Annotated in this window: 8 protein-coding genes and 1 pseudogene; 5 read left to right on the forward strand and 4 right to left on the reverse strand. The window is 63.5% G+C overall.

The window, feature by feature from the left end:
• Window positions 1-4 precede the first annotated feature (4 nt).
• Entirely contained in the window at window positions 5-2,014 is a 2,010-nt protein-coding gene (gene rep / locus ACIPZC_RS01260) for a DNA helicase Rep (RefSeq protein WP_241804952.1), read from the reverse strand.
• A gap of 297 nt (window positions 2,015-2,311) precedes the next feature.
• On the opposite strand from rep, the gene ACIPZC_RS01265 reads away from it, so the two are divergent.
• Window positions 2,312-3,979: a putative bifunctional diguanylate cyclase/phosphodiesterase gene (locus ACIPZC_RS01265; RefSeq protein WP_400624286.1), complete on the forward strand. Its 1,668-nt coding sequence runs from the start codon at window positions 2,312-2,314 to the stop codon at window positions 3,977-3,979.
• A 97-nt stretch (window positions 3,980-4,076) separates the two neighbouring features.
• Here ACIPZC_RS01265 and ACIPZC_RS01270 read toward each other — a convergent pair whose 3' ends face one another.
• Window positions 4,077-5,465, reverse strand: a complete 1,389-nt coding sequence (locus tag ACIPZC_RS01270; protein WP_241804954.1) for a NorM family multidrug efflux MATE transporter — start codon at window positions 5,463-5,465, stop codon at window positions 4,077-4,079.
• Between the two features lie 150 nt (window positions 5,466-5,615).
• Between ACIPZC_RS01270 and ACIPZC_RS01275 the strand changes: the two genes are divergently transcribed.
• The 3 genes and pseudogenes from ACIPZC_RS01275 to ACIPZC_RS01285 all read left to right on the forward strand — a co-directional run bounded on the left by ACIPZC_RS01275 (window position 5,616) and on the right by ACIPZC_RS01285 (window position 8,676).
• On the forward strand, window positions 5,616-6,542 hold the full coding sequence (locus ACIPZC_RS01275) for a LysR substrate-binding domain-containing protein (protein WP_267820081.1): 927 nt from the start codon (window positions 5,616-5,618) through the stop codon (window positions 6,540-6,542).
• Window positions 6,543-6,777: 235 nt separating this feature from the next.
• A pseudogene (locus ACIPZC_RS01280) lies at window positions 6,778-7,818 on the forward strand (Cache 3/Cache 2 fusion domain-containing protein); the annotation flags it as partial.
• A 135-nt stretch (window positions 7,819-7,953) separates the two neighbouring features.
• Window positions 7,954-8,676 carry a methyl-accepting chemotaxis protein gene (locus ACIPZC_RS01285; RefSeq protein WP_400624815.1) on the forward strand — a complete coding sequence of 241 codons (723 nt, stop codon included), beginning with the start codon at window positions 7,954-7,956 and terminating at the stop codon, window positions 8,674-8,676.
• Between the two features lie 85 nt (window positions 8,677-8,761).
• Here ACIPZC_RS01285 and ACIPZC_RS01290 read toward each other — a convergent pair whose 3' ends face one another.
• Window positions 8,762-10,156, reverse strand: a complete 1,395-nt coding sequence (locus ACIPZC_RS01290) for a VOC family protein (RefSeq protein ID WP_400624290.1) — start codon at window positions 10,154-10,156, stop codon at window positions 8,762-8,764.
• A gap of 131 nt (window positions 10,157-10,287) precedes the next feature.
• The gene (locus ACIPZC_RS01295) at window positions 10,288-11,178 is read right to left on the reverse strand and encodes a LysR family transcriptional regulator (RefSeq protein WP_241804958.1); all 891 of its coding nucleotides are present in this window, start codon (window positions 11,176-11,178) and stop codon (window positions 10,288-10,290) included.
• Between the two features lie 135 nt (window positions 11,179-11,313).
• On the opposite strand from ACIPZC_RS01295, the gene ACIPZC_RS01300 reads away from it, so the two are divergent.
• Complete coding sequence (locus ACIPZC_RS01300) at window positions 11,314-12,804, forward strand: aldehyde dehydrogenase family protein (RefSeq protein ID WP_400624293.1); 1,491 nt, start codon at window positions 11,314-11,316, stop codon at window positions 12,802-12,804.
• Window positions 12,805-12,926 lie beyond the last annotated feature (122 nt).

Genomic DNA, 12,926 nt, shown 5'->3' on the forward strand with positions numbered 1-12,926 from the left:
TTGATCAGCGTTTGAGCATTGCCCGGATATCGGCCAGTGCGTTGTTGCCACGCGCGGCTTTGACTTCCACTGGCGCATCGTCCAGGCCTTCCCAGGCCAGGTCGTCCGGCGGCAGTTCGTCGAGAAACCGGCTGGGCGTGCAGTCGATGATTTCGCCATACTGCTTGCGTTTGGCAGCGAAGGTGAAGGCCAGGGTCTGGCGGGCGCGGGTAATGCCCACGTAGGCCAGGCGGCGTTCCTCTTCGATGGTGTCGGCTTCGATGCTCGAGCGGTGGGGGAGGATTTCCTCCTCCATGCCCATGATGAACACGTACGGGAATTCCAGGCCTTTGGACGCGTGCAGGGTCATCATCTGCACCCCCTCGGCGTTTTCTTCCTCTTCCTGCTGGCGCTCGAGCATGTCGCGCAGCACCAGTTTGCCGATGGCGTCCTCGATGGTCATGTCACCCTCTTCGTCCTTCTCGAGGGTGTTCTTCAGTGCTTCTACCAGGAACCAGACGTTGCTGATGCGGAACTCGGCGGCTTTGTCGCTGGCCGTTTGCTGGCGAATCCAGTTTTCATAGTCGATGTCGCGGATCATCTCGTGCAGCGCGGCGATCGGGTCTTCCAGGGCGACTTTGTGGCGCACGCCGTCGAGCCAATGCTTGAAACGCTGCAGACGCTCGGTATAACGCGCGTCCAGATGCTCGCCCAAGCCCAGTTCTTCGCTGGCGGCATACATCGACACGCCCCGTTCGGTCGCGTAGTTGCCGAGCTTTTCCAGGGTGGTCGAGCCGATCTCGCGGCGCGGTACGTTGATCACCCGCAGGTAGGCGTTGTCGTCATCCGGGTTCACCAGCAAGCGCAGGTAGGCCATCAGGTCCTTGACTTCCTGGCGGCCGAAGAAGCTGTTGCCGCCCGACAGGCGATACGGCACCTGATGGTGCTGCAGTTTCAGCTCGATCAGCTTGGCCTGGTAGTTACCGCGGTAGAGGATGGCGAAGTCACTGTAAGGGCGGTTGGTGCGCAGGTGCAGGGTGAGGATTTCCATGGCCACACGCTCGGCCTCGGCGTCCTCATTCTTGCAGCGGATCACACGGATCTCGTCGCCCACGCCCATCTCGCTCCACAGCTGCTTCTCGAACGCATGCGGGTTGTTGGCGATCAGCACGTTGGCGCAGCGCAGGATGCGGCTGGTGGAGCGATAGTTCTGTTCGAGCATGACGATTTTCAGGGAAGGGTAGTCCTCCTTGAGCAGCATCAGGTTCTCGGGGCGCGCACCACGCCAGGCGTAGATCGACTGGTCATCGTCACCCACCACGGTGAACTGGTTGCGCATGCCGATGAGCATCTTCACCAGCAGATACTGGCTGGCGTTGGTGTCCTGGTATTCGTCCACCAGCAGGTAGCGCACGCGGTTCTGCCAGCGCTCCAGCACTTCGGGGTGCTCCTGGAACAGCTTGACCGGCTGCAGGATCAGGTCGTCGAAGTCCACCGCGTTGAACGCCTTGAGCGTGCGCTGGTAATGGGTGTAGACGATGGCGGCGGTCTGCTCGCGCGGGTTTCGCGCTTTTTCCAGGGCTTCGGCGGGCAGGATCAGGTCGTTCTTCCAGGCACCGATCATGTTCTTGATCTCGTCGATGCCGTCGTCGCCGGAATACTCCTTCTGCATGATGTCCGACAGCAGCGCCTTGATATCGGACTCGTCGAAGATCGAAAAGCCCGGCTTGTAGCCCAGCTTGTCGTGCTCCTTGCGGATGATGTTCAGGCCCAGGTTGTGGAAGGTACATACCGTCAGGCCTCGGCCTTCCCCCGGGCGCAGCAGGGTGGCGACCCGCTCCTTCATCTCGCGCGCAGCTTTGTTGGTGAAGGTCATTGCGACGATGTACTGGGCACGGATGCCGCAGTTCTGGATCAGGTGGGCAATCTTGCGCGTGATCACGCTGGTCTTGCCGGAGCCTGCACCGGCGAGCACCAAAAGAGGGCCGCCGACGTAGTCACGGGCTTCCTGTTGCCTGGGATTGAGTCGGGACATGCTAGAAACCGGGGGTCGCCAGAAAATAGCCGCGCATTCTAACAGGCATGGGGCCATTGTGGCGCGACCGTCTGACGTCTGAGTCAGACTTTGTGTCGCGTATAGCATTAGTCAGGCTCATGCTATTCATGGAAAAAATCGTATTTGCTGGTTTAACCGCTTTCGAGCAGGATGCACGTCAAAATGCGTCGGGACGCACTGTGGGCAAGGATACGTCTAAAAGTGAAAATCATTTTCATTTATCCAGTAGCATACCCGGCCACCCTTTTGCCACCGTCCTCGCTTTAAGGAGCCCGCTTGTCCACGCCTGTCGAACCTTTGCGTTTGCTGTTGTTGGCTGATGAGCCGGAATGGGCCGCCTTGTTGCGCGAATGCCTGCTGCCGCTGAACGGCACAGCGGTACTGCTGACTGCGCCCAACTGGGCTGCAGTGGACAGCCTGTTCAGCCAAGACCGCCAGGCCGTGATCCTGGCCACCCAGGCCCTGCAACCTGCGCCGGGGCGTTGCGAACTGCCGACCATCCTGTTGCTGGACGAGGAGCCGCTGACCCCACCCACAGGCGTCAGCGACTGGCTGGTGCGCAGCCAGTTGAATACCGATGCGCTTCGCCGTTCCTTGCGCCACGTACGCGAACGTGGCGTGCTGGTGGCCACCTTACAGCGCCTGGCTGAGCAGGACCCGCTGACGGGCATCGCCAACCGCCAGGGTTTCCAGGCCCTGCTGACCGCCCGGCTGGCTGAGAACGACGGGCGCGGAGTAGCCCTCGGGCACCTGGACCTGGACAACTTTCGTCATGTCAACGATGCCCTCGGCCACCAGGGTGGCGACCGGCTGATCCTGCAGGTGGTGTCACGCCTGAAGCAGCAACTGGCGGCCGGCGACCAGCTGGCGCGCCTGGGCAGTGATGAATTTGCCCTGCTGATCGACACCCGCCGCGACAACGGCCGCGCCGAGCGCATCGCCGAAAGCATCGTCGAAGCCCTGGCCGAGCCTTACTGGATCGACGGCGAAAGCCTGTTGCTTGGCTGCAGCCTGGGCCTTGCCCACGCCCGCGCGCAAAGTGGCGCCGACCCATTGATGTGGCATGCGCACATCGCCATGCGCCAGGCCAAAAGCAGCCAGGGCTGTACCTTCCATGTGTTCAATGAGCGAATCAACCGCAACGCCCGCAGCCTCGCCGACCTGGAAGGCGAACTGCGCAGGGCCCTGCGTCGTGATGAGCTGGAGCTGCACTACCAGCCACGGCTGAACCTGGGCGATGGCAGCATCGTCGGCCTTGAGGCGCTGGTGCGCTGGCGTCATGCCGAGCGCGGCCTGTTGCCGCCGAGCGAGTTCGTGCCGCTGGCCGAGCAGAGCGGGTTGATCGTGCCGTTGGGCTACTGGGTTATCTCCCGTGCCCTGCGTGACATGCAGGCCTTGCGCGAGAGCGGCCTGGCCCCCCTGCACATGGCGGTCAACCTGAGCTTTCGCCAGTTCCAGGACAGCCAGCTGCTGGCGACCCTGAGCCGGCTGATCATCGAACATGGCGTCGACGCCCGCTGGCTGGAGTTCGAACTGACCGAAACGGCGGTGATGCGCCGCAATGAGCTGGTCCGCCAGACCATGGATGCTCTGGGGCGCCTTGGCGTACGCTTCTCGCTCGACGATTTCGGCACCGGCTTCTCCTCCTTCGTGCACCTGAACAGCCTGCCGATCACCTTGCTCAAGGTCGATCGCAGCTTTGTCGCCGAAATGGAGATGCGCGAGGAAAACCGCAAGCTGGTGCACGCGATGATCAACCTGGCGCACAACCTCAACCTCGAGGTGGTGGCCGAGGGCGTTGAAAGCCCTGAGCAGATGGCCTTGCTACGCGAGTTCGGCTGTGACCAGGTGCAGGGGTTTCTGGTCAGCAAGCCACTGCCGGTGGATGAGCTGGTGGCGTACCTGCGGCAGGCGTGTGAACGCAAGCTGACGCAAGTGCTCTAGCGCCATATCGCTGGCAAGCCAGCTCCCGCGACTGCCTGGTTCTTCAGGTCTGCGCTTTACCGTTGGGAGCCGGCCTGCCGGCGATGTGGCCCAGCAGTCAGGCCGAAACAGCAGCCTGTGCACCCGCTCCCGCCTTGCCCAGCATCCGCTTCATCCGCCACTCAAAGGCCAGGGTCAGCGCCACCGAAGCACACGCCAGCCCCAATGCCAGCCCCCACCACACACCGACTGCACCGCCACCCAGGTTGAAGGTCAGCAACCACGCACTTGGCGCTCCGACCAGCCAGTAGCAGCAAAGGCCGATCAGGAAGGTGGTCTTTGCATCCTTCAACCCGCGGATCGAACCCATGGCGATGGTCTGCACGCCATCGAACAGCTCGAACCAGGCCGCCACCATCAGCAAGCTCACTGCCAGCTGGTAGATCGGCGCAAACGCTGGATCATTGCCATCGATGAACAGGCTCACCAGCATCTCCGGGCGCAGCCAGAACAGTGCCGCGAAGGCGAACATGATCAGCGCGCCAAAGCTGATGCCTACCCGCCCGGCACTGCGCGCCGCCGGCAGGTTGCCGGCACCGTAATACAGCCCTACGCGCATGGTCACCGCATACGAAAGCCCGGTCGGCACCATGAATGCGGTAGAAACGATCTGCAGGGCAATCTGGTGGGCCGCAAGCTCGGTGCTGCCAAGTACACCCATGCACAGGGCGGCAAAAGCGAACAGGCCGACCTCCACCATGTAGGTGCCCCCGATCGGCAAGCCCAGGCGCCACAGCTCGCGCAAGGCCGGCAGCGAAGGGCGCGACAGGCCCTTGCGCAGCGGGTAGGCGGCATAGGCCGGGTGCCAGCGGATGTACAAGGCCAGCGCGATGGCCATGCCCATCGACACCACGGCGGTGACCAGGCCGATGCCCATCAGCCCAAGCTTGGGCAGGCCGAACATGCCTTCGATCAGCGCGACGTTGAACAGGTAGTTGAGCACCGTACCGATCAGGCTGATGACCATCACCGGGGTCGAGCGGCCCAGGGCGCTGGTGAAGCCACGCAGGGCCATGAAGGTCAGGTAGCCCGGCAGCGCCAGTGGCAAGAGGGTGAGGAATTCGGTGGCCGAGGCGACGTTTTCAGGCTGTTGGCCGAACAGCAGCAACACCGGCTTGAGGTTCCACAACGCCAGCGCGGCCACCAGCGCCAGCCCCCAGGCCAGCCACAAACCGTTTTGCGCCAGCCGGGTGGCGCCTTCGATGTCATTGGCGCCCTTGCGGATCGCCACCAGCGTGCCGACTGCAGCGATCACCCCCAGGCAGAAGATCGACACGAACGAATAGCTCGCAGCCCCCAGCCCACCGCCGGCCAAGGCCTGGGGGCTGATGCGGGCCATCATCAGGGTGTCGGTCAACACCATCAGCATGTGCGCCAACTGCGAGGCAACCAGCGGCCCGGCCAGGCGCAGCAAAGCCTTGAGTTCTTTAGTGGGCGCGACGTGCATGGGGTGGTCCTTCTGACTCTGTGAGCGAGGGACGATTCTGAGGCTTCGGTCAACTTTGCACAAAAGGATAAAAACGATGATTGGCATGAGTTGAACTCATGCATATATGATTCCATGCATCCCCTTTCTGCCCCCGTAAGCAGGTGCCCTATGTCCCGTCAGCTGCCTGCGCTGTATGCGCTGCGCGCATTCGAAGCCGCCGCCCGGCTCAGCTCGTTCACCCGTGCCGGTCAGGAGCTGTCGATCACCCAAAGTGCGGTCAGCCGCCACATCCGTACCTTGGAGGAGCACTTTGCCTGTCGCCTGTTCATCCGCAGCGGGCGCAGCCTGCAATTGACCGAGGCCGCCCGGGTGCTGCTGCCCGGCGTGCGTGAGGGCTTTGCCGCGCTGGAGCGCGCGTGCGACACCTTGCGCGGTGAGGACGACATACTGCGCATGAAGGCGCCGTCGACGCTGACCATGCGCTGGCTGCTGGCGCGCCTGAGCCAGTTCCGGCACTTGCAGCCGGGCAATGAAGTGCAGTTGACCAGCGCCTGGATGGATGTCGACCACGTGGACTTCAACCAGGAACCCTTCGACTGCGCGGTATTGCTCAGTGACGGCGCTTTTCCGCCGGACTGGGAGGTACGCCGGCTGTTTTCCGAGCTACTGATCCCGGTGGGCGCACCCGACCTGCTCAAGGAAGGCCCTTTGGACGAGCGCAGGCTGGCCGGCATCGAGCTGTTGCACCCGACCCCCGACAAGCGTGACTGGCGAGAATGGCTGGAGCGCATGGGGCTGGCAGACAGCGTTTCACTCAAGGGTGGGCAGGTGTTCGACACCTTGGAGCTGGGGATGATTGCGGCGGCCCGTGGCTACGGGATATCCATGGGTGACCTGCTGATGGTCGCCGAGGATGTTGCGCAGGGTCGTTTGAGCCTGCCATGGCCGACGGCGGTGCCCAGCGGCATGGATTACTACCTGGTCTGGCCGAGAACCCGGCCGGGTGGGGAGCGGTTGCGGCGGTTGAGCGTATTTCTGCAGGAAGAGGCCGCGGCGGTGAGCCTGCCGGCTGTGCAAATACTGCCGGCCGTCTGATTGCCTACGCCGGCTCCATCGCCGGCAGTCCAGCCGATGGGGGCCAGCTTGCCAGTGATTAGCGCCGGTACAGCTGTAGAAAACGTTTGCGAATATCCCGGCCCGACACTCAAGTATTTGCCAGCGACGCCGATCTAGTTGCACCAGCGTCCCGGAAGAGGGCGCGATTCTCCGTTGATAACAGCAGGTGGTCGGGGTGATCAGGATGATCCGGGCCGCCTGCCAGGAGCTCCCCATGTCTCAACCGCGTGCCCGAATCGCCTCGCAGCTTGGTATCGCTCTCGCCATCGTGCTGGCGCTGGTGATTACCGGCAGTACCTTGTTCGCCCTGCGTTCCCTGGACGACGCCAACCTGACCACTCGCCAGGAACACCTGGCCAGTGAAGCGCGGCTGTTGGCCGATCAGCTCGACACTTTCCATGGTTCGCTCAAGGACAACACCCAGCGCCTGAGCGGCCTGTTCGAGCGCCGCTTCGCTTCGGGGCTGTCGCTGCATGCCGGCGAAACCGTGCAGGTGGCCGGCCAGCCCACACCGGCGCTGTACCTGGGTGATCAACTGCTCAACAACGACTTCCACCAGGTCGATGAATTTCAGCAGCTGACCGCAGGTGTAGCGACCCTGTTCGTGCGCAGTGGCGACGACTTCGTACGCATCAGCACCAACCTGAAGAAACAGGATGGCAGCCGGGCCATCGGCACCCAGCTCGACCGCCAGCACCCGGCCTACGCAAAACTGATGGCAGGGCAGACTTATGTCGGCCGTGCCCTGCTGTTCGAGCGCAACTACATGACCCGTTATGTGCCAGTGACCGATGGCAATGGGCGGGTGATCGCGGTGCTGTTCGTTGGCTTTGACTATACCGACGCGCAAAACGCGCAGTTCGCCAACCTCAAGCGCTTCCGGATTGGCGATACCGGCTCGCTGGCCTTGCGCGACGAGCAAGGCAAGTGGCTGGTCCCCCCAGCCAATGCCGACCAGCCTCTGTACAGCGCCTCTGCACCCTTTGCCGAAGGCCCTTGGACGGTAGTCGCCAGCATGCCCCTGCAGGAGATCCGTGCGGTGACCTGGAGCGTTGGCTTGCGCCTGGCCATCGGCAGTTTGCTGGCAATGCTGCTGGCAGTGGCCGCCACGCTGTGGCTGTTGCGCCGCAAGTTGCGCCCGCTGGATGACCTGGTGCGCCAAGCCGAGGCGCTGGGTGCAGGCGACTTGAGCGCCCGCCTGGCCGTGACCAGCCATGACGAGATCGGCCAACTGGCACGCAGCTTCAACAAGATGGGCGAAGCGTTGGCGACCATGGTCGAACACATTCGCGGGGCTTCCGAGCAAGTCAGCAGCCGTGCCCGCTCGCTGTCTGGCCTGTCGGCCGGTGCCTGCGAAGGCATGGACCAGCAGTCCGGCGAAATCACCAGCATGGCCGGTGCGGTAGAGGAGTTCAGCGCTACCTCGATGAACATCGCTGACAACATGGCGGGCACCGAGCGCATGGCCCGTGACAATGCCCAGCAGACCCGCATCGGCCGTAGCGCGATGGATGAAGCGTCGAGTTCGTTGCGCCAGATCGCCGAGGCCCTGGGTGGCACTGCAACGGTGATGGACACACTGGGTGCACGCTCCCAGGAAATCGGTGGCATTGTCGGGGTGATTACCGCCATTGCCGAACAGACCAACCTGTTGGCGCTCAACGCGGCCATCGAAGCGGCGCGGGCGGGCGAGCAGGGCCGTGGATTTGCCGTGGTGGCTGACGAGGTTCGTGGCCTGGCGGCGCGTACGCGTCAAGCGACGGATGAGATCTCCGGGATGATCGCCAGTATCCAGCAGCAGACCGGCCATGCCATCAGCACCCTGGAGCAGGGCAACCAGCTGATGCAGGAAGGCCTGACACGCAACGACAAGGTGGCTGAAGCGCTGGCGCGTATTGACGAGCAAAGCCGCGTCGCGGGTGAGCAGTTCACGGTGATCAGCACTGCCACCCAGGAGCAAAGCAGCACCGCAACGGTGCTAAGCCGCAACCTGCAGAGCATTGCCCAAGCCAACAGCGAACAGCGTGACGTGGCCAATGAGCTGGCCTTTACCGCCAAGGAGCTCGAAGGGCTGGCGGCGCAGTTGCGCCAGGAAGTCGACCGGTTTCGTTGAGTAAACCGGGGCCGCGCCTGCGAATCTTCGTAGGCGCGGCCTTGTGTCGCCAAAGGGCGCACAGCGCCCCCAGCAACCCTGAGGCTTACACCAACTCCAGGTTCAATGCCTGCGCACAAGCCTGCACCGAGCGCTGCTCAGTCTGCGCGTACAACGCCAGCTCATCCAGTACCTGCAGCCCCAATGCCGCTTCGAAGGCCTCGCGGTTGGCGTTGCTGCCATACTCGGCCTGGGCATCGTCACCCAGGTTGGACTGGAAGATCCCCGCCGCGCTCACTGGCAGGAAGTCTTCGTAGACCAGCGCCTCGAAGTGCACATGGCCGGCCTCGATCAAGCCCTGCAGAGTGGTCGGGCGCTCAGCCTGCTCGCGTGCGGCCATGCCCTTCTCGGTCGCGAAATAGCGGAAGTACGCCAGCCCTTGCTCACGCATCTGTGCCAGGTCATCCGGAAACGCGGCAAAGTGCTCTTTCAGCAGTGCCATGTAGCGCTCGGCGTTGGCCTCTGCCGGTGCGCCGCCCAAGGCTGCACGGGTAGCGTCGAGCAGCGTGTCATACAGCTGCCGGCCTTTGGGGGTGAGTGCCGCGCCGCGCTGCTCGATCTCGCCGAAACGTGCGGTGTGGCTGCCTTCGCTACCGTGCTGGTCCCTGAACGCAACCTTCTCCTGCAGAGCCTTGAAGCTGGTCTGGCGCAGCAGGATCGGGTGGCGGCGAGTGGGCGGGCCTTCGACAACGGCTTTGGGCGGAATACCTTTGGCCGGCATGCCCAACTGGATCGCATCGATGTCCAGGGTGCGCGGGGTCAGGTGATTGATGTGCGGGCCCTTGAACGCCACCACGTCAGCGATCAGGCGGTGCTGATCGTGTAACTGCTGGTACTGCTCGGCGGTAACCGTAGCCTCCTGGTGCCAGCGGAAGGTGTGCAGGGCCTCCTGCACGAACGCCTCGGCGTCGTTCGCGTTCAGGCCGCCATCGCGCTCGCACTGGGTGATCAGCTCAAGGGCGCGGGCGGTGAAGATCTTGCGTTTGGCCAGGAGGCTCTGTGCCAACTCACGCAGTGCGGGATCGTCGATCAGTTCCAGGCGCAGCAGCGAGGTGAAGACGCGGAACGGGCTGATGTGCAGTGCCTGTTCGTGCACGGCGCGAAACGCGGTGGAGTGCACGGGCACGCCTGCGCTGCTGAGGTCGTAGTACCCAACCGGCTGCATGCCCATCACCGCGAACAACCGGGCGATGGTGGCCAGCTCTTGTGCTGTGCCGACCCGGATGGCGCCGTGGCGCTCCTGGTCCAGGCGCTCCACCTCGCCGGTCCAGCGCAGCGCCTGGGCCACCTCAGGCTGCTGGGCCATGACCTGCTGGTTGATTTCGCTCACCAGCGCCAGCAGCGTGCCGTACAGCGGCACTTCCTGTTTGTACATGAGCGACATGGCGGCAGAGAACTGCGCGCGGATGCTGTCGGGGCTGACGAAATCGTGGGCGGGCATCGCTAGCTTCCTGGTTGGGTTCGGACGCTTACATGAAAGCTGGGAATGCACTATGGCCACAAGCGAAAAAAAGTGGCTGTGTCATTCCTTTTTTGATCGACCTTCGAGGCCTTTCGCCGCAACGGCGATTCTCAAGCCTGCAACTGCTCCAGAACCCATTGCGCCAACGCCCGCACCTTCGGCACCTCTGCCGCATGCTCGGCATAGGCCAGGTAATGCGCCCCGGTACTGTTCATCGCATGGTTCCAAGCAATCACCAGGCTACCTTCGCTCAATTCCTTGGCCACCAGGTAGCGCGGTACCAGCGCTACCCCACAGCCCGCCTGGGCCGCACTCAGCGCCATGTAGAAAGTATCGAACCGTGGCCCGTGGTAGGCGCTGACGCTGTGCAGCCCCAGCTCCAGGAACCACTCGTGCCAGGCTTCGGGCCGCGACGTGCTTTGCAGCAGCACCAGCTCCGCCAGCTCGGCCGCATCCCCCAGTTCACGCCCGGCCAGCAGCTCCGGGGCGCACACCGGCACTACTTGCTCGCGGAACAATTCGATGCAGGTCGCCCCCGGCCAGGTGCCTTGGCCATAGAAAAACACCACATCCGCCGAGCCCTGCAGCAAGGCGAAGGGCTCCATCTCGTTACGGATGTCCAGATGGATGTTGCTGTGGCGCTTGCCGAAGCCTTTGAGGTGGGGGATCAACCAACGCACGCCAAAACTCGGTTGAGTGGCTACCTTCAATATCTCGGTCTGCTCGCCATAGGTCAGCACGTAGCGGCTGGACATGTCCACCTGGGTGAGGATCTTGTTGACCTCGGCCAGGTACAGGCTGCCAGCGGGGGTTAGTTGCAGGCGCCGGCGGATACGCAGGAACAGGTGGTGGCGCAGCATCTCTTCGAGCTGTGCGACCTGCTTGCTGACCGCGCTCTGGGTCAGGTGCAGCTCTTCGGCGGCACGGGTAAAGCTCAAGTGGCGGGCTGCAGCTTCGAAGCACTGCAGGGCGGTCATGGAAGGCACCAGGCGTTTGGACATAGCGGTCTCGGCAGCTCAAATCATTACCTGACGGAATGATATGCGGAATAAAGGTCGTTTGTTGCACTGGTGTGATCGGATTAATACTGATCCACATCATTTTTCCACCCCATCACCCGATGTAGGAGAAGCACAATGGTTGCTGGATTGCTCGAGCGCCTTGGCGTTGCCGCCACGGCTTACACCCAGGGCGACTACCCTGTTCACACCCCGATCAACGGTAGCCAGATCGCCTCGGTGAAACTGCTTGGCAAGGCCGAGACCACCGCCCGCATCGACCAGGCGCAGAGTGTCTTCCAAGCCTGGCGCAGCGTGCCGGCCCCGCGCCGTGGCGAACTGGTGCGCCTGTTCGGTGAGGTGCTGCGTGAACACAAGGCCGACCTGGGCGAACTGGTGTCGATCGAAGCCGGCAAGATCACTCAGGAAGGCCTGGGTGAAGTCCAGGAAATGATCGACATCTGCGATTTCGCCGTTGGCCTGTCGCGTCAGCTGTACGGCCTGACCATCGCATCCGAGCGCCCTGGCCACCACATGCGTGAGAGCTGGCACCCGCTGGGCGTGGTCGGCGTGATCAGCGCCTTCAACTTCCCGGTGGCCGTGTGGGCCTGGAACACCGCGCTGGCCCTGGTGGCCGGTAACGCGGTGGTGTGGAAGCCTTCGGAGAAGACCCCGCTGACCGCACTGGCCTGCCAGGCACTGTTCGAAAAAGCCCTTAAAGCCTTTGGCGATGCCCCGGCTGGCCTGGCACAACTGGTCATCGGTGGCCGCGAAGCGGGCGAAGCCTTGGTCGATGACCCACGCGTGCCGCTGGTCAGCGCCACCGGCAGCACCCGTATGGGCCGTGAAGTCGGCCCGCGCGTTGCTGCCCGTTTCGGCCGCAGCATCCTGGAACTGGGCGGTAACAACGCCATGATCCTGGCGCCGAGCGCCGATCTGGATCTGGCCGTGCGTGGCATTCTGTTCTCCGCTGTGGGCACCGCCGGCCAGCGCTGCACCACCCTGCGCCGCCTGATCGTGCACCGCTCTATCAAGGACGAAGTGGTTGCCCGTGTGAAAGCCGCCTACGCCAAGGTGCGTATCGGCGACCCGCGCAAGGACAACCTGGTGGGCCCACTGATCGACAAATTGTCGTTCGACGCCATGCAGGGCGCGCTGGCCAAGGCCCGCGACGAGGGTGGCCAGGTATTCGGTGGCGAGCGCCAGCTGGCCGACCAGTTCCCGAACGCCTACTACGTGTCGCCAGCTATCGCCGAGATGCCCGCGCAGAGCGACGTGGTGCGCCACGAAACCTTCGCACCGATCCTCTACGTACTGGCCTACGATGAGTTCGAAGAGGCCCTGCGCCTGAACAACGAAGTACCGCAAGGCCTGTCGTCGTGCATCTTCACCACCGACATCCGTGAGGCCGAGCGCTTCCAGAGCGCCTCGGGCAGCGACTGCGGTATCGCCAACGTCAACATCGGCACCAGCGGCGCCGAAATTGGCGGCGCCTTCGGTGGCGAGAAGGAAACCGGCGGCGGTCGCGAGTCGGGTTCCGATGCCTGGAAAGGCTACATGCGTCGCCAGACCAACACCGTGAACTACTCGCGTGAGCTGCCGCTGGCGCAGGGTATCGTGTTCGACTGATGCTGCATGGCCGGGGGCTTTGCCCCCGGTTCGCCGGCAAGCCGGCTCCCAGTGATCGTGCGGGCGATGCGATCCTTGTGGAAGCCGGCTTGCCAGCGATGGGCCGCACAGCGGCCCCAACA

Source organism: Pseudomonas sp. NPDC089743, assembly GCF_044748785.1.
GTDB classification, from domain to species: Bacteria; Pseudomonadota; Gammaproteobacteria; order Pseudomonadales; family Pseudomonadaceae; genus Aquipseudomonas; species Aquipseudomonas putida_X.

Coding starts and splice junctions, on each gene's coding strand:
- rep (WP_241804952.1), bottom strand. CDS start 2,014: ATGTCCCGACTCAATCCCAGGCAACAGGAAGCCCGTGACTACGTCGGC.
- ACIPZC_RS01270 (WP_241804954.1), bottom strand. CDS start 5,465: ATGCACGTCGCGCCCACTAAAGAACTCAAGGCTTTGCTGCGCCTGGCC.
- ACIPZC_RS01275 (WP_267820081.1), top strand. CDS start 5,616: ATGTCCCGTCAGCTGCCTGCGCTGTATGCGCTGCGCGCATTCGAAGCC.
- ACIPZC_RS01285 (WP_400624815.1), top strand. CDS start 7,954: ATGGCCGGTGCGGTAGAGGAGTTCAGCGCTACCTCGATGAACATCGCT.
- ACIPZC_RS01290 (WP_400624290.1), bottom strand. CDS start 10,156: ATGCCCGCCCACGATTTCGTCAGCCCCGACAGCATCCGCGCGCAGTTC.
- ACIPZC_RS01295 (WP_241804958.1), bottom strand. CDS start 11,178: ATGTCCAAACGCCTGGTGCCTTCCATGACCGCCCTGCAGTGCTTCGAA.
- ACIPZC_RS01300 (WP_400624293.1), top strand. CDS start 11,314: ATGGTTGCTGGATTGCTCGAGCGCCTTGGCGTTGCCGCCACGGCTTAC.